Origin of the sequence: Streptomyces sp. NPDC059816, assembly GCF_042732055.1 — a bacterium.
GTDB lineage: Bacteria > Actinomycetota > Actinomycetes > Streptomycetales > Streptomycetaceae > Streptomyces.
This window is the reverse complement of the sequence record NZ_JBHWIQ010000014.1, coordinates 207,536-225,841: the sequence shown is the minus strand read 5'-3', so window position 1 is coordinate 225,841 and position 18,306 is coordinate 207,536. Positions and strand designations below refer to the sequence as shown.

General features: G+C 72.5%; 18 protein-coding genes. 14 read left to right on the top strand and 4 right to left on the bottom strand.

Features of this window, described 5'->3' with window-relative positions; genetic code table 11:
• Positions 1-202 precede the first annotated feature (202 nt).
• The 4 genes from ACFV88_RS20215 to ACFV88_RS20200 all read left to right on the top strand — a co-directional run bounded on the left by ACFV88_RS20215 (position 203) and on the right by ACFV88_RS20200 (position 3,128).
• Positions 203-1,072 (top strand): SMP-30/gluconolactonase/LRE family protein, encoded by an 870-nt coding sequence (locus ACFV88_RS20215; protein ID WP_385493016.1) that lies wholly within the window; start codon positions 203-205, stop codon positions 1,070-1,072.
• Between the two features lie 112 nt (positions 1,073-1,184).
• Entirely contained in the window at positions 1,185-1,883 is a 699-nt protein-coding gene (locus tag ACFV88_RS20210) for an LAETG motif-containing sortase-dependent surface protein (RefSeq protein ID WP_385493013.1), read from the top strand.
• 180 nt (positions 1,884-2,063) lie between these two features.
• Entirely contained in the window at positions 2,064-2,801 is a 738-nt protein-coding gene (locus ACFV88_RS20205; protein WP_385493012.1) for a GNAT family N-acetyltransferase, read from the top strand.
• Positions 2,802-2,894: 93 nt separating this feature from the next.
• A complete protein-coding gene (locus ACFV88_RS20200; protein ID WP_385493011.1) occupies positions 2,895-3,128 on the top strand; it encodes a hypothetical protein in 234 nt (77 codons plus the stop codon).
• Positions 3,129-3,159: 31 nt separating this feature from the next.
• On the opposite strand, the gene ACFV88_RS20195 is transcribed toward ACFV88_RS20200, so the two are convergent.
• A complete protein-coding gene (locus ACFV88_RS20195) occupies positions 3,160-3,645 on the bottom strand; it encodes an SRPBCC family protein (RefSeq protein ID WP_385493009.1) in 486 nt (161 codons plus the stop codon).
• A gap of 176 nt (positions 3,646-3,821) precedes the next feature.
• Between ACFV88_RS20195 and ACFV88_RS20190 the strand changes: the two genes are divergently transcribed.
• The 6 genes from ACFV88_RS20190 to ACFV88_RS20165 all read left to right on the top strand — a co-directional run bounded on the left by ACFV88_RS20190 (position 3,822) and on the right by ACFV88_RS20165 (position 8,693).
• The gene (locus ACFV88_RS20190; protein WP_385493008.1) at positions 3,822-4,691 is read left to right on the top strand and encodes a Ku protein; all 870 of its coding nucleotides are present in this window, start codon (positions 3,822-3,824) and stop codon (positions 4,689-4,691) included.
• Positions 4,692-4,884: 193 nt separating this feature from the next.
• Entirely contained in the window at positions 4,885-5,712 is an 828-nt protein-coding gene (locus tag ACFV88_RS20185; RefSeq protein WP_385493006.1) for an MIP/aquaporin family protein, read from the top strand.
• 121 nt (positions 5,713-5,833) lie between these two features.
• The gene (crcB, locus tag ACFV88_RS20180) at positions 5,834-6,292 is read left to right on the top strand and encodes a fluoride efflux transporter CrcB (protein WP_385493004.1); all 459 of its coding nucleotides are present in this window, start codon (positions 5,834-5,836) and stop codon (positions 6,290-6,292) included.
• Positions 6,289-6,678, top strand: a complete 390-nt coding sequence (gene crcB / locus ACFV88_RS20175) for a fluoride efflux transporter CrcB (protein WP_385493003.1) — start codon at positions 6,289-6,291, stop codon at positions 6,676-6,678. The genes crcB (ACFV88_RS20180) and crcB (ACFV88_RS20175) overlap by 4 nt, the downstream gene beginning before the upstream one ends.
• Before the next feature lie 193 nt (positions 6,679-6,871).
• Entirely contained in the window at positions 6,872-7,288 is a 417-nt protein-coding gene (locus tag ACFV88_RS20170; protein ID WP_385493001.1) for a hypothetical protein, read from the top strand.
• A gap of 184 nt (positions 7,289-7,472) precedes the next feature.
• Positions 7,473-8,693 carry a S1 family peptidase gene (locus ACFV88_RS20165; protein WP_385493000.1) on the top strand — a complete coding sequence of 407 codons (1,221 nt, stop codon included), beginning with the start codon at positions 7,473-7,475 and terminating at the stop codon, positions 8,691-8,693.
• Between the two features lie 43 nt (positions 8,694-8,736).
• Here ACFV88_RS20165 and ACFV88_RS20160 read toward each other — a convergent pair whose 3' ends face one another.
• Both ACFV88_RS20160 and ACFV88_RS20155 read right to left on the bottom strand, forming a co-directional pair.
• Positions 8,737-10,806, bottom strand: coding sequence for a GTP-binding protein (locus ACFV88_RS20160; protein ID WP_385492998.1), 2,070 nt, complete (start codon positions 10,804-10,806; stop codon positions 8,737-8,739).
• 254 nt (positions 10,807-11,060) lie between these two features.
• Positions 11,061-12,422 carry a glycoside hydrolase family 18 protein gene (locus tag ACFV88_RS20155; RefSeq protein ID WP_385492997.1) on the bottom strand — a complete coding sequence of 454 codons (1,362 nt, stop codon included), beginning with the start codon at positions 12,420-12,422 and terminating at the stop codon, positions 11,061-11,063.
• 371 nt (positions 12,423-12,793) lie between these two features.
• On the opposite strand from ACFV88_RS20155, the gene ACFV88_RS20150 reads away from it, so the two are divergent.
• The 4 genes from ACFV88_RS20150 to ACFV88_RS20135 all read left to right on the top strand — a co-directional run bounded on the left by ACFV88_RS20150 (position 12,794) and on the right by ACFV88_RS20135 (position 17,804).
• Positions 12,794-14,470, top strand: coding sequence for an FAD-dependent oxidoreductase (locus ACFV88_RS20150; protein WP_385492996.1), 1,677 nt, complete (start codon positions 12,794-12,796; stop codon positions 14,468-14,470).
• Positions 14,467-15,966 carry an ATP-binding protein gene (locus tag ACFV88_RS20145; RefSeq protein WP_385492995.1) on the top strand — a complete coding sequence of 500 codons (1,500 nt, stop codon included), beginning with the start codon at positions 14,467-14,469 and terminating at the stop codon, positions 15,964-15,966. The genes ACFV88_RS20150 and ACFV88_RS20145 overlap by 4 nt, the downstream gene beginning before the upstream one ends.
• Positions 15,963-16,313 carry a UBP-type zinc finger domain-containing protein gene (locus ACFV88_RS20140; RefSeq protein WP_385492994.1) on the top strand — a complete coding sequence of 117 codons (351 nt, stop codon included), beginning with the start codon at positions 15,963-15,965 and terminating at the stop codon, positions 16,311-16,313. The genes ACFV88_RS20145 and ACFV88_RS20140 overlap by 4 nt, the downstream gene beginning before the upstream one ends.
• A gap of 126 nt (positions 16,314-16,439) precedes the next feature.
• Positions 16,440-17,804 carry an NAD(P)/FAD-dependent oxidoreductase gene (locus tag ACFV88_RS20135; RefSeq protein ID WP_385492993.1) on the top strand — a complete coding sequence of 455 codons (1,365 nt, stop codon included), beginning with the start codon at positions 16,440-16,442 and terminating at the stop codon, positions 17,802-17,804.
• 55 nt (positions 17,805-17,859) lie between these two features.
• Here the strand turns inward: ACFV88_RS20135 and ACFV88_RS20130 are convergent, their stop codons facing one another.
• Positions 17,860-18,234 carry a nuclear transport factor 2 family protein gene (locus ACFV88_RS20130; protein WP_385492991.1) on the bottom strand — a complete coding sequence of 125 codons (375 nt, stop codon included), beginning with the start codon at positions 18,232-18,234 and terminating at the stop codon, positions 17,860-17,862.
• Between the last annotated feature and the right edge of the window lie 72 nt (positions 18,235-18,306).

Below are 18,306 nucleotides of genomic sequence, written 5' to 3'. Positions count from 1 at the left end.
CCCGAACCCCCACCACGACCCCCGCCACATGAACGGGACCGACACACCCAAAACCGACAGCACGGGATTGACGAACGACATAGAGGCACCCCCCCGACACTGATCGATGTAGCGTGCATCGATCCAGGGTGCCCGGTCGGACCTCCACCGCATCGGACCGCGGTGCCCGAGAGGCACGCACCCGACCCCAGGAGCCCCGCCCATGACCACCGAACCCGTGCCGCGGTACGCCGACCGACTCGACCTGGGGGAGGGCCCCCGATCCGTCGACGGCAGGGTCGTCCTGGTCGACATCCCCACCGGGCGCCTGCTGGCCGTCCCCGACGACCCCGCGGCACCCTTGGAGACCGTCCTCCGCCTCGACGTGCCCCTCGGCGCGGTGGCACCCGTCGCCGGCCGCCCCGGCACCTGGATCGCCGCCGCGGACACCGGGATCTGCCTGCTCACCCCGGACGGCGTCCCCACCTGGCTCGCCCGCCCCGAGGACGGCTCCCCCGAGCGGATGCGGATGAACGACGGCACCGCCGATCCGCACGGCCGCTTCTGGGCCGGCAGCATGGCCCACGACGCCGTGGTGGGCGCGTCCTCCCTGTACCGGGTCGATCCGGACGGCACGGTGACCCGGGCCGTCACCGGACTGACGGTCCCCAACGGCCCCGCCTTCACCGCGGACGGCACGCTCATGTACCTCGCGGACAGTACGAAGGGCGTGATCCGCCGCTACCCGGTCGACCCGGCGACCGGCCACCTCGGCCCTCCGCAGCTCTTCGCCACCTTCACCGAGGGACTGCCCGACGGCATGACCGTCGACATGGAGGGCGCCCTGTGGGTGGCGCTCTGGGGCACCGGGGCCGTGCACCGCTACCGGGCCGACGGCAGCCGCAGCCATCTGCTGCGCCTGCCGGCCGTCCAACCCGCCGGGGTCTGCCTGCACGGCGACGTCCTGTACGTCACCACCGCCCGGGCCGGCCTCGCGGACCCGGGCCCCTACGACGGGGCGGTGTTCACCGTCCGCACCGCGGTGCCGGGCACCCCGGCCGCCGCCTACCGGCCATCCCCAACTGCCGTGTAACAACTGGGCGTCGGGGCTCCCGGTACGCCTGCGGCGCAGGGGGTGCCCCGGAGTACGGTGCGCTGGTCGTCACCCCCGCCCAGGGGGAACACGGACCGTTCGTGGAGGCTTCATGAAGCAGACAACCCGTGCGTGGCAACGCTCGGGCGTACTGGTGGCCGGTACAGCCGTCGGGCTGTTGGGGGTCGGCCTCGCGGCCGCCCCGGCCACCGCCCACACCCCGGTGTGGAGCGTGACCTGTTCGGAGGTGACCGTCGACCTCACCGACTACGCGGACGACGAGAAGGTCACCAACACCGTGACCATCACCGCGGACGGCAAGGACGTACTGCCCACCAAGAAGTTCGGCAAGACGTTCTCGGACCGGCTGACGCTGCCCGAGCACACAGCGGAGATCGAGGTCAGGCTGGTCGTCAAGGCCGGCGACGGCAAGCAGTTCGACGTGGACGAGACGAAGACCGCGCCGGTGTGCGCGTCCCCGTCCCCCTCGGGCTCCCCCGAGCCGTCCGGCAGTTCGAAGCCCTCCCCGACGCCGACCGTGACCACCTCGACCAGCGCCGAGCCCACCGAGCCCGGCTCGTCCGAGTCGGCGCGGCCCTCGCAGCCCCCGGCCTCCGCGGAGCCCACGGAACCCGAAGGCTCCGACTCCGCCCGGCCCGCACCGCGGACCAGCGAGCCCGCGGACGAGGACCTGGCGGCCACCGGCGGCTCCAGCACCACCCCCTGGATAGCCGGCGCGGCCGTTCTCGTGCTGCTCGCCGGCGGCGGCATCGTGTTCGCCGCCCGCAAGCGCCGGACCCCCCGCGGCTGAGGCCCCGCACCCATCCACCGGTGCCCCGCGGCCCGTGCGGTCGCGGGGCACCGTCACGTCCGGACCACGAACCCCGCCGGGCGCCGGGCCGGTCCGTTTCCGGAAATCACGTTGCACGAAACCGCGGTGCGACGGAGCATGCTGCGCGGACCGCAACCACCGACGGACGGAAGTCAACGCGTGACGCTGAACGACGAAGAGCGGCAGGTCCTCACCGACGCCGAGGGACAGCCGTTGCTCACCTACGTGCGGGGCGAACGGGCCGGACGCCCCTGGGCCGACCTGGTACGGGTGACCGGCGCCGCCGACCCGATACCGGTGGTGCTCGCCGCCCTGTCCGGCTGGGTGGTGTCCGGCAGCGTGCACCTGGGCGAGGAACTGATCCGCCACGGGGCACGGACCCTGCGGCACGCCCACGGCATGCGACGCGACCTCACGGCCGAACCACCCACCGCCGTGCCCCTGCCGCACGGGGCGCGCGCGGTCCCCTGCGACCGCACCCCCCGCGCCCTGCTGCCCGCCTGGCGGGCGGCCTTCGGCCCCGACCACCCCGACCACCACCCGGGCACCGACGAGGAGGCGTACGCGGAGCGCCTCGTACCGCTGCTCGACGGCACGGTGCTGGGCCCGGTGCTCCCGAGCAGCGTCCTCGCGGTGGACCCCGAGGACCGGGTGGTGGCGGGCGTCATCGTGACCGACCGCGGCGGACAGCCGTGGATCGCCGAGGTGTTCCGCGCCCCGGGCGACCGGTACGCGGGACTCGGCGCCGCACTGTTGCGCCACGCCTTGGCCGATGCCGTCGACCGCGGTCTGACGAGCGTCGAACTGGCCGTCACCGACGGCAACCCCGCCCGCCGCGGGTACGAACGCCTCGGCTTCGTCCGCACGTCCACCGCACTCACCGTCGTGGTCCCGTAGCCGACGGGTGCCCGGCGCCCGCGGACCGCCACGAACCGCGGCGTCGGTCGTTTGACCGGGCACGTCCCACCGACCGAACCGGGAGAGCACCCAGTGAAGTTCCGCCACGCCACGTTGGCCGCCGCGACCGGCGCCCTGATGATGTGCGGTGCCGTGACCGCCGAGGCAGCCGACGGCACGCCCCGCGTCACCACCAGCGACAACGACCGGGGCCGGTTCGTCGACCTGAAGAAGGAGACGGCGAACCTGACCCGCGACATGGACCGCAAGGCCGTCGCCCCGGTCCACATGGCCGGATACCTGCTGACGCCCCGCCCGTCGCGGTGACGGCCCCGCGGTACGCAGTGACGACCGGCACTTAGGACGGCTCGGGCAGCGGTTCCCCGGTCTCCACCAGCGTCTTGAGGCCCGACAGCACCAGCGGCCAGCCCTCGCTGACCATCGCGACGACCGTGCTGTCGGGCACCGGTCCCTCATGGACGACCGTCAGTCTCACCACCTCGCCCAGGGGTTCCAGGGCGAACGACACCGTCGAGCGCCCCTCGGCGACCAAGCGCTCGTGCACCGTGCTGCCCAGACCGACGGATGCCGCGAACGCGGGGGTGAACGTGTGCCAGGTGTACGCGAGCCGGCGGTACGGGGTGGCGTCGATGACCACCTGCTCCGGGTCCTCGATCACCGTGCCGTCCGCGAGGACCCAGGTCATGGGGGAACCGGTCCGCCAGTCCGACCGCAGCTCCACCTGCCAGTAGCGCCGGGTCAGGGCCGGATCGGTGAGGGCCCGCCACAGCTGCTCGGCTCCGGCCCTGATGTAGGTGGTGTGGACGAACCGGTCGTTCTTCATGGCGTCTCCGTACGGCCCGGGAACTGCATCGTAAGGACGCGGACCCCGCCCCGCACGTCCGGTGCGGGCGCCGTCGCGCCTGCGGGTGCCGTCGCCGTCGGGCCGCCCTAGGCTGGTGCCGCTCGCCCCGGGCGCGCCCGGGAACGGAAGCGGGAGCAGGGCCAGGGAGGTTCGTCATGCCGCGTCCCGTCTGGTCGGGAGCCATCACCTTCGGCCTGGTCACCATCGCGGTCAAGGTGCTGCCTGCGACGGAGAGCCACACCATCGCCTTCCACCAGTACCACCGCACGGACATGGCCAGGGTCCGGGTCAAGAAGGTGTGCGCGGTCGACGGGCAGGCCCTGACCGCGGACGAGATCGGACGCGGGTTCGAGACCCCCGACGGCGACACCATCGAGATCACCGACGAGGAACTCGACGCGATTCCGCTCCCCACGGCCAAGGCCATCGAGATCGCCGGCTTCGTGCCCGCCGCGAGCATCGATCCCCTGCGCATCGGGGAGGGCTACTACCTCCAGAGCGGCGGCGAGGTGGCGGCGAAGCCCTACGTACTGCTGCGCCGGGCACTGGAGCGCAACGCCAAGGTCGCCGTCGCGAAGTTCGCCTGGCACGGCCGGGAACGCCTCGGGCTGCTGCGGGTCAAGGACGACGTCCTGGTCCTGCACGCCATGAAGTGGCCCGACGAGATCCGCTCCCCGAAGGAACTCGCGCCCACCGACGTGGAGATCGACGACCGGGAGATCGACGCGGCCGTCAGCCTGGTCAACGCCATGCCCGCGACCGACCCCGCCTCGTTCACCGACGCCTACCAGGAGGCCCTGGAAGAGGTCATCAGGGCCAAGTCCGGCGACGCCGGGACACCCGCCCCGAGCACGGCCGCGCCGGAACCGGGCGGCGAGGTGCTGGACCTGATGTCCGCACTGGAACAGTCCCTGGAACGGACGGGCACGGCGGGCCGGGGCGAGGGGCGGGCGGCGACGGTCCACGAACTTCCGCGTCGCCCGACCCGTGGCGGCGGGAAGCGGCGCAAGGCCGCCGGCTCCTGATCCGAGCCCCCCGCGCGGGTGCGGTACACCGCCCGAACGGGCGCATTTCCCGCAACTCGTAGCGCCGTCCGTGGCCTCCCGTGCCTATCGTCGAAGGGCCGTCGCACGTCCGACGGCCCGTTGGACAGGTGCCGGAGATCCGTCCCGGAAACGGAGGTCCCCGGCGGACCCCTAGGTCAGGAGGCCGGTGCTCATGGTGAAACCCGGGTGGCGGAACACCATGGTCGGCGAACTCTCGGCCGAGTTCGCGGGGACCTTCATCCTCATCCTCTTCGGCTGCGGCGTCGTCGCCCAGGTCGTCGCGGCGGGCATCGGTGACCACGACAGCATCGCCTGGGCCTGGGGGCTCGGCGTCACGCTCGGCATCTACGTCGCGGCCCGCCTCAGCGGTGCACACCTCAACCCCGCGGTCACGCTGGCGCTCGCCGCGTTCAAGGGGTTCGAGTGGCACAAGGTGCTGCCGTACGCACTGGCCCAGACCGCCGGTGCGTTCGTCGCCGCGCTGCTCGTCCGGTGGAACTACAGCGAGGTCCTGGCCATGGCCGACCCCGGGCACACCCTGAAGACGCAGGTCGTCTTCTCGACGCTGCCCGGCAACGGCGTGCTGCCGATCAGCGAGTTCGGTGCCCTGCGCGACCAGATCATCGGCACCGCGATCCTGCTGTTCGTGATCTTCGCGGTCACCGACCTCCTCAACACCCCGCCGGGCGCCAACCTCGGCGCATTGATCATCGGACTGCTGATCGTCGCCATCGGCATGGCCTGGGGCACCGACGCCGGGTACGCGATCAACCCGGCCCGTGACCTCGGACCACGGCTCGCCAGTTTCCTCACCGGCTACGGCGACGCCTGGCGGGACCAGTACGGCAACTTCTACTTCTGGGTGCCCATCGTCGGCCCCCTCATCGGCGGGGTGCTGGGCGCCGCGTTGTACAAGGTCCTCGTCGGACGCTACCTGCCGCAGGCCGACGAGGAACCCCAGGAACCGGGGCAGGTCCCCGCGGCCGAAGGTCCTGGCTGAGCCGTTAGGGTGGCTCCCGCGGGCGGCCCGCCCGAACAGCGGCACCACCGCCCCCGGCGGGCGGTCCCCGCTCGTACGGGTACGCACGGCGTGCCCGTGGCCCGCCGACCAGGAGCAGCGCGTGATCGCCCCGCCCGCGCGTGAACCCGTCGACCCGGACATCGCCCCCGCGGACCGCGCCGCGCCCGTGCGCCGGGTGGTCGCGGCCGTGGCGTGTGGCGGAGCCGTCGGTGCCGGTGCCCGGTACGGTGCCGTGCTGCTGTGGCCGACCCCGGCCGGTGCGTTCCCCTGGACCACCCTGACCGTGAACGCGGTCGGTTGCGCACTGATCGGCGTGCTGATGGCCGCGTTGACCGCCGCCCGGACGCCGGGGCCGTTGGTGCGGCCGTTCCTCGGGACCGGGGTGCTGGGGGGATTCACCACCTTCTCCGCGTACGCCGTGGACGTACAGCAACTCGTGCGGCAGGGGGAGGGCACACGGGCGGCCGGGTACCTCCTGCTCACCCCGCTGTGCGCGCTCGCCGCGGTGTGGGCGGGCGCCCGGCTCACCCGGTGGGCGCTGCGACGGGGGCGGTCGTGACGGGGTCCGGGGGAGCCGCGGAGTGGCTGCTCGTCCTGCTGGGGGCCGCGGTCGGTGCGCCGCTGCGCTATCTGACGGACCGGGCGGTCCGGGCCCGGCACGACACCCTCTTCCCCTGGGGCACCTTCGCGGTGAACGTCGTCGGCTCGCTGGTGCTCGGGCTGCTGACGGGAGCGGTCCTCGCCGGGGCGGGGGACTCGCGCCTGTACGCACTGCTCGGAACCGGATTCTGCGGGGCACTCACCACGTACTCCACCTTCGCCTACGAGACCCTGCGGCTCGCCGAGGAGGGTGCGTCGGGGCGGGCCGTCCTCAACGTGCTGGGGAGCACGGCGGCCGGGGTGGGCGCGGCCTTCGCGGGGGTGGCGGTGGCGACCGCGCTCTGAGGAAGGCCCCCACCGGCACGTCGACTCCCCGTGTGGTGTGAGGAAGGTGACGCTCCGCCAAGTGAACCATTCGCGTTCCGTGCGCGTATGAGCAGGTGAGACCGGACCGCACCAGCGGCCACGGCCGGGTGCGGTACCCGGCCGGGACCGCCGGCACGATCGTTCCGGGTGGACGCGCCCCGCGGAGGCCCGCATGCCCATCAGTCGAGACACCGACGTCGCCGTGCCCGAACCGGAGGGCGGCCCGCCGCTGTCGGTGCCGAGTGCGCTCCAGCGCTGGGCGGTCACCGCGCGGGACAGAGCGGTCGTCACCGCTCTGGTGGAAGAAGGCGGACTCCTGTCGCGCGAGGACGTCTGCCGGGTCCTCGTCCGGGACGACGGGCCCGGCGGCACCCGATGCGACTGGGTGCGACTCGCGGGACATCTGGACAGCCTGGAACTGGCCCCTTCGGAGCGGGTGTTCCTCGCCCTGCTGCTCTCCATGGCGGGCGCCCGGCAGGTCGAGCTCTCCCTCGTCCAGGACCTCGACGAGGGCCGGCTCGCGATCGTGCTGCGCGCACTCGTCCGCCTCTCCGGCAACAGCCGGATCGCGGTGGGCACCCGGGTGTGACCCGACCGGAACAGGACAAGTCGCCCTGAGCACGGGGGAGATGGGGTGGCCCATCCCACAGGAGGCGATCTGAACGCCCCACGCGTCCCCTGCGTATCACACGGCGTTCAGACGTCCCGCGGTCCGTCACCGCCACCGCAGTTTCGGTGGCCGTGCCGACCGCGTTCCCCAGGAGGTCACCCCGTTGAATCACCGACGCATCCCCCCGCGCAAGGCCGTACTCGCAGGAGCCGCGGTGGTCGCGCTCGCCGCCGCCGCCGTCGTCCTGCCGAACGCCAGCGCCTCCCCCGAGGCGGCGCCGCCCGCTCCCGGCCCCAGACAACTCACCCCCCTCGCCGCCTCGGAGCTCGCCTCCCGACTCACCGCGACGCTCGGCGGGGACCACGGCGGCTCGTACTACGACGTGGACCGGCAACAACTCGTCGTCAACGTCGTCCGTGCGGACGACGCCGCCGTCCAGGAGGCGCGCGAGTCCGGCGCGGTCATCCGCGGCGTCGACCACAGCATCAACCAACTGAAACGGGCATCGGGAGAGTTGAAGGAGCGGGCCACCATCCCCGGCACCTCCTGGGCCGTTGACCCGGTGACCAACCGGATACGCGTCACCGCCGACCGCACCGTCACGGGCGAACGGTGGGACCGGCTGACGCGGGCCGTCGCCGGGCTCGGCGACTCAGTCGCCCGGATCGAACGGTCGACGGGCGAGTTCGCCCCCTTCGTCGAAGGGGGCGACGCCATCTTCGGCGGCGGTTCCCGATGTTCGCTCGGCTTCAACGTCACCACCAGGGAGGGGACCCCGGGCTTCCTCACCGCCGGCCACTGCGCGGTTGCCGCGGCCCGGTGGAGCGACGACAACGGCACCGTGCTGGGCAGCGTCCGGGCGGCCACCTTCCCGGGCGCCGGCGACCTCGCCCTCGTCGGGTACGACGACCCGGGCGTCCGGGCGCCGAGCAGCGTCAACACCGGCCAGGGGCGAAGCGTGGCCATCGACCGGGCCGCCGACGCCACCGTGGGGCAGTCGGTGCAACGGATGGGCAGCACCACGGGGTTGCGCAACGGTCGGGTGACCGGTCTGAACGCCACCGTGAACTATCCCGAGGGCACCGTCTCCGGGCTCATCCAGACCGACGTCTGCGCAGAGCCCGGGGACAGCGGCGGCCCGCTGTTCACCGGGGAGGGCGCCGCCGTCGGACTCACCTCGGGCGGCAGCGGCAACTGCACCAGCGGCGGGGTCACCTTCTTCCAGCCGGTCACCACGGCGCTGGCGGCGTTCGGGGCACGGATCGGTGCCCCGAACGGCAACGAGGGACAGCAGCCCGGCGACCCGACCGACGCGGCGAGCCCGCCGAACCAGGAGACGGGTCCGCCGCCCGTGGACGAGGAGCCCGCCCAGGACGACGACTGACCAACGCTCCACCCGGACGGCGCCGCGGACCCGGCCGCACGTGTCAACTCCCGGCGCCCGCCGTGACCCGACGCAGGACGCGCAACAAGTACCCCTTGCGATCGAGGGGGTTGAGGTCGGTGCGCTCCCGGCCCGGGGGCGCACCCGCGACCGGCCGGTAGTGGCCGAACGCCGACTCCAGGACCCCCTCCCCGCCGGTCAGGGTCGGCAACTGCCGTTCCAGATGGTGGAGTCCGGCTGCCGGCACGTCCCCCTCCAGCACGCACTGGGCGTCCGTGAGGCGGGGCGTGTCGGGCCGGGCGCCGAGCCCGGTCAGCAAGCCCCACACCGGGGCGAAGGCGTCGGCCGGAACCTCCAGCCGGAACCGGTGCACCGGCTCCAGGACCTCCGTCCCGGCCCGGCGCAACGCCGCGACCAGGACCAGCGGGGTCAACTGGCGGAAGTCCCCGGCGGTGCTCGACATCGCCTTGTCGAAGGTGGCGTGCGCATGGCTCTGCCGTGGTGCGTAGGCCGAGGTCGTGAGGACGACGACAGCGTCCGCGACACGCCACCCGTGCAGACCCTGGAGCAGCGTCTCGCGCACCGACTCCTCCACCGCCTTGATGAAGGCCAGCGGCAGCGAACCGAGTTCGATCCCCAGCCGGAACTCCACCCCGGTGCCTTCCGGGGCGGGCTCCACCCGCAGCCCCACGGTGGCCAGGAAGGGGTTCCCCTCCGGTCCCGCGCTCCTGCCCTGCTCCCGGTCCAGCCGTTCGACGGCCTTGCCGGTGCCCAGCAGCCGCTCCCGATGAATCGTCGTGGAGTCACGGAAGGTCACCGCCACCCCGAACTCCTCGGCCAGCGTCGCCTGGATGACCTCCTTCTGCACCTCGCCGTAGAGCGAAACGGACACCTCGTGACGGATGTCGTCCTGCCGGAGGTTGATCAGCGGGTCCTGTTCGGCCAGCAGGGTGAGGGCGCTGTGCAAGGCCCCCCGGTCCCGGTCCCGCACCGGCGTGACCACCGTCTCCAGGGTCGGCGGGGCGAACTGGTGGCCGTGTCCCCCGGCGGGCGACGGGCCCGAGCCGTGGGGCCCGGGGCCGGCGGCGGTCAGACGGTCGCCGACCCGGACGCCGCTGAGCCCCCGTAGCAGCGCGATCCGTCCCGCGGTCGCGTCCGCGCCCCGCCGGAACCCACCCTCCTCGAAGACCTCGACGGCCGTCACCTTGGCCTCGGTGCTGCGCCCGTGCGCGTCGGCGCACACCAGCCGGTCCCGGCCGCGGACCGTTCCGGAGAACAGCCGGGCGTAGGCGATCCGCTCCCCGGCCGGCCCGCGCTCCACCTTGAAGACCGTGCCCGACACCGGCCCGTTCGAGGGCCCCTCGGTGGCGGGCAGCAGTTCCGGCAGGGCGTCGACCAGCGCGTCGATGCCGGTGCCCGTCACGGCCGAGCCGAAGAACACCGGATGGACCCGGCCCGCGCGGGTCTGGGACGCGAGGGACCCGCGCAGCAGGTCGTAGGGGACACCGCGCTCGTCGTCGACGTACCGGGCGAGCAGTGCGTCGTCCCGTTCGGTGAGGAGTTCCAGGAGGTCCGCGCGGAAGGGTGCGTCCGCCGCACCGAACGCCCGCACGCGAGCCCGTCGGGTGCCCGGCGCGCTCACGGTGGCCGCCGCGACCGACGAGGGCGTCAGTCGCGCGGACACCTCGTGCAGCACCCGATCGGGGTCGGCGCCCGCGCGGTCCACCTTGTTCACGAAGACGAGCGTCGGGATGCCGAGCCGGGTCAGGGTCCGCATCAGCACCCGGGTCTGTGCCTGGACGCCCTCGACGGACGACACGACCAGCACGGCCCCGTCGAGCACGCCGAGCACCCGTTCCACCTCGGCGATGAAGTCGGGGTGACCGGGGGTGTCGAGCAGGTTGACCGTGACGTCCCCGAGGGTGAAGGAGACCACCGCCGACTTGATGGTGATGCCGCGCCGGCGCTCCAGCTCCAGCGAATCGGTCTGTGTGGTGCCGTCGTCGACGCGACCGATCTCGTCGATGACCCCGGCGGCGTACAGCAGCCGCTCGGTCAGGCTCGTCTTACCGGCGTCGATGTGCGCCAGGATTCCCAGGTTGAGCGTACGCACGGAGCTTTCCGTCCCTGTGGTCGTTGGACATGACCTTCTCGCTGGACGTGAGAGCTCCTCGCATGACCGCCTCCTGGGTCGACCGGTGGTGAGGACCGAGTTCAGCAGTCCGCCCGGGGACCGGGCAACCGGTTTTCCGCCCGGCGTCCGCGTGCTGCCGGGCCGGCTCCGGACAGCGGAAGGTGCCCGGTGGGACGTGTGACCCCGTCCCACCGGGCACCGGCGCGGCGCGCCCGAGTAGCGCGTGCGGACCGTCAGTCGTCGTCGAGACCCCGGTCGATGGCGCGGATCCCCTCACCGTCGGCCGTGTCGCCGTCGAGCGACCAGACCATGGCCCCGCCGAGCCCCCGGTCCACCACGTACTCCGCCTTGGTGCGCAGCACCTGCGGGTCGTCGTACGTCCACAGGGAGTTGCCGTCGAACAGCCAGGCGTGGCCGTTCTTCTTGTCCCGGTACACCTTGTACGTGCCCGAGGCCGCGAGCTTCTTGAGCTCCTTGTAGTCCTCGTACCCTGCCTGGTGCTTGGCGGGCGCCGGACCCGTGTTCGGCTGGTGCAGGCCGTCGCCGCCGCCCGACACCCCGGTCCAGCCCTGGCCGTACAGGGGCATGCCGACGACCAGCTTGTCGGCGGGTGCCCCGCGCCGCAGCCAGTCGTTGACCGTCTGGTCCACGCTGAAGTCGTCCTTGGCGTACAGGGCGGACTGCTGGTTCGTGGTCTTCTCGCCGGACACGTGGAAGTCGTAGCCCTGGAGGTTCACGAAGTCGAAGTCCCGCATGATCTTGCGGACCTCGAAGCCCGCGTCGATCTTCGCCGGAGCGGTGGGCACGAACGCCGACAGCTCGTAGTGCTTGCGCTGCTGGCCCTGCTTCTGCTGCGCCTTCGCGTATCCGTCCAGCTCGGTGCGGAACTCGCGGATGAGCGCGGTGAAGTTCTTCTTGTCCTCGGGGGTGTAGGGCGTGTCGTCCTCGCCCGAGGAACCGGGCCACTCCCAGTCGACGTCGATGCCGTCGAAGACGCCGGCCGCGGCCCCCTCGCCGCCGCGGGTGCCGTCCTGCGGCAGGTTGCCCTTGATGTAGAGGTCGACGCAGGACTTGACGAACGCCTTGCGCTTGGCCGGGGTGCTCACGGCGTTGGAGAAGTGCGTGGACCAGCTCCAGCCGCCCAGCGAGATCATGACCTTGAGGCCCGGGTGCTTCTTCTTCAGCTCGACGAGCTGGTTGAAGTTGCCGGCCAGCCGCTGGTCGTAGGTGTCCGCGACGCCGTCGACGGAGTTCGCCGCGTCGATGGGACGGACGTAGTCCGCCCACGGGTCGCCCTCACCGGGCACGCTGTCGAGGAAGCACTTGCCTTGGGGGGAGACGTTCCCGAAGGCGTAGTTGATGTGGGTGAGCCGTGCCGCCGCACCGCTCTTGTCCAGGTCCTGGACCTGGAAGTCGCGCCCGTAGACGCCCCACTGGGTGAAGTAGCCGATCCGCCTCAGCTCGCTCTGCTGGTTCTTCTTGTCGTTCTGCGAACTGCTGGAATCGGCCGAGGCGGGGGCCGTGACCAGCAGCGAAACCGGAAGAGACGTGGCGCAGGCGGCTATCGCCAGCCGCGCGAGAATTCTTCGACGCATGCCGGGAAGTTATTGGTCTGGACCATCAGGGTCAAGAGGTTGAACCAGTGAACCGCGGCCGGAGTCGGATCGTCCGCTCGCCGGGCCGCACGAACACCGACGTCCCGCCCGACCTACCCCAACCCCGTTGCCGTCATGCCGATGTGACGCCTCATCAGTTTGAATGCGGTGTTCGGCGGCGGTGTGCCGGGCGGGCAGCAACGACCACCGGGACCTCCCCGGCGAGGGGCCGGCACACCGTGCGGGGCCGGGGGCGGGCGACCGTCGCGCCGGTTCACGGGGCGACGCCCAGCAGGAAGCGGAGAACCCTCCTACGATGGAGCGTGGCGCCCGGAAGGTGCCGCGGTCATCAACCGGGGGGCGGGAGACGCATGCCGGAACCCTCCGCCGTGACACGCACCGTGATCCTCACCGTGGACGACGACCCGGGAGTCTCCCGGGCGGTCGCTCGTGACCTGCGGCGACGCTACGGCGCGGACCACCGCATCGTGCGCGCCGAGTCCGGCGAGACGGCCCTGGAAGCGCTGCGCGAGCTGAAGCTGCGCGGGGACCAGGTCGCCGTACTGCTCGCCGACTACCGGATGCCCCAGATGAACGGCATCGAGTTCCTCGAACAGGCACTCGACGTCTTCCCCGCCGCCCGCCGCGTCCTCCTCACCGCCTACGCCGACACCGGAGCGGCGATCGACGCGATCAACGTCGTCGACCTCGACCACTACCTGCTCAAGCCCTGGGACCCGCCCGAGGAGAAGCTGTACCCCGTCCTCGACGAGCTGCTGGAGTCCTGGCGGCACGCCGACCACCGCACCGTTGCGACCACCAAGGTCGTCGGACACCGCTGGTCGGCGCGGTGCTCCGAGGTCCGGGAGTTCCTCGCCCGCAACCAGGTCCCCTACCGCTGGTACTCCTCCGACGAGCCCGAGGGGCGCCGGCTCCTCGCGGCGGCCGGGGTCGACGCCCTACGACTGCCGCTGGTGATCACCGCGGACGGCACGACCCTGGTGGAACCGCCGGACCAGGAGCTCGCCGCCCGCGTCGGCCTCGCCACCACCCCGGCCGCCGACTTCTACGACCTGATCGTCATCGGCGGCGGTCCCGCCGGCCTCGGCGCCGCCGTGTACGGCGCGTCGGAAGGGCTGCGGACCGTCCTCGTGGAGCGATCGGCGACCGGCGGCCAGGCCGGACAGAGCTCCCGCATCGAGAACTACCTCGGCTTCCCCGACGGGGTCTCCGGCTCCCAGCTCACCGACCGGGCCCGCCGCCAGGCGACCCGGTTCGGCGCCGAGATCCTCACCGCCCGCGAGGTCACCGCCCTGGAGGTGACCGGAGCCGCCCGGTCGGTCCGGTTCTCCGACGGCAGCGCCATCGCCGCCCACAGCGTGCTGCTCGCCACCGGCGTGTCGTACCGGCAACTCGACGCGCCGGGCGTGGCCGACTTCACCGGCCGCGGCGTCTACTACGGGTCGGCCCTCACCGAAGCCGCGGCCTGCCAGGACCATGACGTGTACGTCGTCGGCGGCGCCAACTCGGCCGGTCAGGCGGCCGTGTACCTGTCCCGCAGCGCCCAGTCCGTCACCCTGCTCGTCCGGGGCGCATCGCTGGCCGCTTCCATGTCGCACTACCTGGTCCAACAGGTCCAGGACGCCCCGAACATCTCCGTGCGCACCGGCACCGTCGTGGAGTCCGCCCACGGCACCGGCCACCTCGAAGGGATCACCCTGCGCGACACCCGTACCGACCGCACCGAACGGGTCGACGCGCAGTGGCTGTTCGTGTTCATCGGCGCCGCCCCGCTCACCGACTGGTTGGACGGCACCGTCGCCCGGGACGCCCGCGGGTTCATCCTGGCCGGACCGGACCTCTCCCCGGACGGCACCCCGCCGACCGGCTGGGAACTCGACCGCCCGCCCTACCACCTGGAGACCGCGGTGCCGGGCGTGTTCGTCGCCGGGGACGCCCGCGCCGAGTCAGCGAAACGCGTCGCCTCCGCCGTGGGCGAGGGCGCCATGGCCGTGATGCTGGTGCACCGGTACCTGGAGCAGTCATGAACGAAGGACCGACCCCCCTGCCGTGCGAGACGGAGGAACTGCGCGGGCTGTTCCTCTTCGAGAAGCTGACCCCCGGACAACTGGACCGGCTGTGCGACGAAGGCACGGTCGAACGCCACCCGACGGGACCGGTGTACACCGAGGGGGAGCCGGCGACCTGCTTCTACGTCCTGCTGGACGGCACGGTGGTGCTCTCCCGGCGGGTCGGCGCCGACGACGTCGAGATCACCCGCACCTCCGCACCCGGGGTCTACGCGGGAGCCTTCCAGTCCTATCTGGGGGACCGGGTGCCGCAGCGGTACAACAGCTCGCTGCGGGTCACCGAGCCGTCCCGCTTCTTCGTCCTGCCCGCCGACACGTTCGCCGCGGTCATGCACGAGTGGTTCCCCATGGCGGTGCACCTGCTGGAGGGCGTGTTCTTCGGCAACCGCACCGCCCAACAGGCGATCGGACAGCGGGAGCGCCTGCTCGCCCTCGGCTCCCTGTCCGCCGGTCTCACCCACGAGCTGAACAACCCCGCGGCGGCTGCCGTACGCGCCACCGCCTCCCTGCGCGAACGCGTCGCCGGAATGCGGCACAAGCTCGCCGTGCTCGCCGCCGGCCCGTACCACCGGGACACCCTGGCGGCCCTGGTCGGACTCCAGGAGCGCACCGCCGACCGGGTCGCCAAGGCCCCCGCCCTCACCCCGTTGGAGGCCACCGACCGCGAGGACGCCATCGGCGACTGGCTGGACGAGCACGGCGTCCCGGACGGCTGGCAGCTCGCTCCCGTCTTCGTCCAGGCGGGGCTGGACACCGACTGGCTCGACGAGATCGCGGCCACGGTGCAGGAGGGCGCCCTCGAAGGCGCCGTCCGCTGGCTGAACTACACCGTCGAGACGGAACTCCTGATGAACGAGATCGGGGACTCCGCGACCCGGATCTCCGACCTCGTCGGGGCGGCCCGACAGTACTCCCAGCTCGATCGCGCACCGCACCAGAACGCCGATGTGCACGAACTCCTCGACTCCACCCTGCTGATGCTCGGCGGGAAGATGGGCCCCGGCGTCACCGTCGTCAAGGAGTACGACACCACCCTCCCGAGGATCCCCGCCTTCCCCGGTGAGCTGAACCAGGTGTGGACCAACCTGATCGACAACGCCGTCGCCGCGATGCGCAGCGCACACCGGGAGGACGACCCCGACCAGGGGCGGTTGACCGTGCGGACCGCACGCGACGGGGACCAGCTCCTCGTCGAGTTCGCGGACACCGGCCCGGGCGTCCCGCCCGAGATCAGGGACCGGATCTTCGACCCGTTCTTCACCACGAAGCCGGTCGGGGAGGGCACCGGACTCGGCCTCGACATCTCCTGGCGGATCGTCGTCAACAAACACCACGGGGACCTCAGGGTCGCCCGCGCGGAACCGGGCGACACGCGGTTCCAGGTGCGGCTGCCCCTGACCCCGGCGGAGCCCGACACGCCGGGTACCCCCCAGCCCCCCGAGGAGACACCATGACCGTGCCCGAAGGAATCGACCCCACCGCGGAGCCGTCCGGCACCGGCTGCGCCGAATGCGAGGACAGCGGCGGCTGGTGGTTCCACCTGCGCCGGTGCGCCCGGTGCGGACACATCGGCTGCTGTGACAGCTCCCCCGCGCAACACGCCACTGCACACGCCCGGGCCACCGGACACCCCCTGATACGGAGCTTCGAGCCCGGCGAGCAGTGGTTCTGGAACTACAAGACCGAGCAGATGTACGAGTCGGGGCCGGCGCTCGCACCGCCCGAGTCCCACCCCGAGGACCAGGCCGCGCCGGGCCCGGCCGGCCGCGTCCCCCCGAACTGGGCCGACACGCTGCGCTGATCCGTCATCCCTTGGGTGCTGCCCAGCGGGCGGGTTCGCCGCCCGCACACAAGGATGGGGGTGACGGCCGGTCGCCCGGGCAGCCGGAGCGGCGTACGGACGAGCGGTCCAGGAAGGACGGTCACCGTGGCACGACCCAGGATTCTCGTGGTGGGCGCGGGTTTCGCCGGGGTGGAGTGCGTCCGCAGACTGGAGCGGCGGCTGACGCCCGGGGAAGCGGACATCACCCTCGTCACCCCGTTCTCGTACCAGCTGTACCTGCCCCTGTTGCCGCAGGTCGCCTCGGGGGTCCTGACCCCGCAGTCCATCGCGGTGTCACTGCGGCGCAGCCGTAGGCACCGCACCCGGATCATCCCCGGTGGCGCCATCGGGGTCGATCCGGCGGCCAAGGTCTGCGTGATCCGCAAGATCACCGACGAGGTCGTCAACGTGCCCTACGACATCATCGTCCTGGCACCGGGCAGCGTCACCCGCACGTTCGACATCCCCGGACTGGTGGACCACGCCCGCGGGATGAAGACCCTGGCCGAGGCCACCTACATCCGGGACCACGTCATCGCCCAGCTCGACCTCGCCGATGCCAGTCACGACGAGGAGGAACGGGCCTCCCGACTCCAGTTCGTCGTGGTCGGCGGCGGGTACGCAGGCACCGAGACCGCCGCCTGCCTCCGACGCATCACCACCGGCGCCGTGCGACGCTACCCACGGCTCGACGCCCGGCAGATCAAGTGGCACCTCATCGACATCGCGCCGAAGCTCATGCCCGAGCTCGGCGACAAGCTGGGGCTCGACGCCCTGGCGATCCTGCGCCGACGCGGGATCGAGGTCTCCCTCGGCGTCTCGGTGGCCGAGGCGGCGGCCGACAAGGTGACCCTGACCGACGGCCGGGTCCTGCCGTGCCGCACCCTCATCTGGACCGCCGGGGTGGCCGCCAGCCCCCTGATCGCCACGCTGGGCGCCGAGACGGTGCGCGGACGGCTCGCCGTGCGCGCCGACATGACCCTGCCCGGCACCGACGGCGTCTTCGCCCTCGGTGACGCCGGCGCCGTCCCCGACGTCGCCAAGGGCGGCGACGCGGTGTGTCCCCCCACGGCGCAGCACGCCTCGCGCCAGGGCAGCAAGGTCGCCGACAACGTCATCGCCACGCTGCGCGGCCAGCCGCTCAAGCCCTACGAACACCGGGACCTCGGGCTCGTGGTCGACCTGGGCGGCAAGGACGCCGTGTCCAAGCCGCTCGGCGTCGAACTGCGGGGCCTGCCCGCCCAGGTGGTGGCCCGCGGCTACCACTGGTCGGCGCTGCGCACCAACGTGGCCAAGACACGGGTGCTGACCAACTGGGTGCTCAACGCGGTCGCCGGGGACGACTTCGTCCGCACCGGATTCCTCGCGCGGACCCCGGCCGCCCTGCGGGACTTCGAGCACACCGATGCGTACCTGACCCCGGAGCAGGTCCGTGAGCACACGGCCGCGCTGCGGGCGACCGGGGCGTGAGCACCCGCCGCGGGGGCGTTCGACGCCCTGCACCGCGGCAACCGCCCGTCCTGCCTCAGGCGCCCGGCACCCGGTCCAGGAAGCCGAACACCGACCGGATCCTGTCGTCCTCGTCGAGCACCATCACATCGGACCCGGCGGCCGGCGCCGACCCGTCCACCGGGTTCACCAGCTCCCAGGAGAACCGGGCCGTGTCGTGGTGGCCGTCCACGGTGCCCGTCTGCCGGAACACCAGCCCGGGGAACTGCGCGTGGACCCCGTTGATCGCCGCGGCCAGCTGCTCGTGCCCGGTCACGTCCGCCAGCGGGTCCGTGTAGGTGCCGTCCTCGGTCCAGGCGGCGGCGACCGCCCGGGCGACCTCCTGGGGCGAGCCCGCGTTCCACGCCTCGAAGTAACGGGCGGCGGCGGTCTCGTAGCGGTTCGCGGTCATCGCGGGGCCTTTCGTCGGGCCCGGTCCCAAGGTCGGACCGGGGTGTGCCGTGCGGTGGTCCCCACGATGCCC